Here is a 1296-nt window from a genome sequence, read left to right as displayed (position 1 = left end):
GCAGCGGATGCGCCACATCGCCCAGACCGATGGACTCAGGATCCCCCGCCACCAACGCCACCCCGCTCGGCCAGAACCGCTGACGCTGGAAGGCGTACGTCGGCAGATCGACCCGCCGGGCACCGGTACCGGCGAAGAAGGCCGACCAGTCGACGGTGACGCCGTGGGCGAAGGCCTGGGCGAGCGCCGTCGTGACGGCCTCGGCCTCGGCCTCGGGGCGGCCCTTGCGCAGTGTGGGGACGAAGACAGTGTCGCCGGTGTCGGCGGTGAGGCATTCCTGGGCGAGGGCGGAGAGCACACCGTCCGGGCCGAGTTCGACGTACGTCGACACACCAGCGGCCTCAAGCGCCCGCACCCCGTCGAAGAAGCGAACCGCCTCACGGACGTGACGCACCCAGAACTCCGCCGAACCCATCTCGTCCGAGACCAGCGCACCCGTCAGGTTGGAGACGACCGGGATCCGCGTGGCATTGAGCTCCAACCCCGCCACGACCTCACGGAAGTCCTCCAGCATCCCGTCCATGTGCGGCGAGTGGAACGCATGACTGACCGTGAGCCGCTTGCTCTTACGACCAGCGAAAGCCTCCACCACGGCCAGCGCAGCATCCTCGTCACCCGCGATCACCACCGACACCGGCCCATTGACCGCAGCAATGCTCACCCGATCGGTCAGCAACGGCAGGACCTCGTCCTCCGACGCCTGCACCGCGACCATCACACCACCCGACGGCAACGCCTGCATCAGACGGCCACGAGCCGCCACCAGCACACACGCATCCTCCAGCGACAGCACACCCGCCACATGCGCAGCAGCGATCTCACCAATGGAGTGACCGGAGACGAAGTCCGGGACCACACCCCACGACTCGACCAGCCTGAACAGCGCCACCTCAACCGCGAACAGCGCCGGCTGCGTGTACTCCGTACGGTCCAACAGCTCAGCGTCGGTGCCGAAGACGACGTCCTTCAGCGGGAGTTCGAGCAGTCCGTCCATCCGGGCGCAGATCGCGTCGAAGGCATCGGCGAAGGCCGGGAACGCGTCGTACAGCTCACGGCCCATGCCCAGGCGCTGACTGCCCTGACCGGTGAACAGGAAGGCCAGGGCACCGGCGTTCACGGTTCCGCGGACCAGCCCAGCGGCGGACTCGCCCGCGACGAGGGCCTGGAGCGCGGCCTGGAACTCGGCCCGCTCCCCCGCGACCACTACGGCGCGGCGGTCGAGGGCCGACCGGGAGGTCGCCAGGGAGTACGCCACGTCGAGCGGCTCCAGCTCCTCGCCGTCCGCCGCGACACGCT

Annotated in this window: 1 protein-coding gene; it reads right to left on the bottom strand. The window is 69.3% G+C overall.

What is annotated here, in order from left to right; translation table 11 throughout:
• Positions 1 to 1296 (bottom strand): acyltransferase domain-containing protein (locus AQI95_RS43980; RefSeq protein WP_159056779.1); only part of this gene is annotated, 1296 nt, incomplete at both ends.

Origin of the sequence: Streptomyces yokosukanensis (genome assembly GCF_001514035.1) — a bacterium.
Classification (GTDB): domain Bacteria; phylum Actinomycetota; class Actinomycetes; order Streptomycetales; family Streptomycetaceae; genus Streptomyces; species Streptomyces yokosukanensis.
This window is presented reverse-complemented; position numbering and strand designations above follow the sequence as displayed.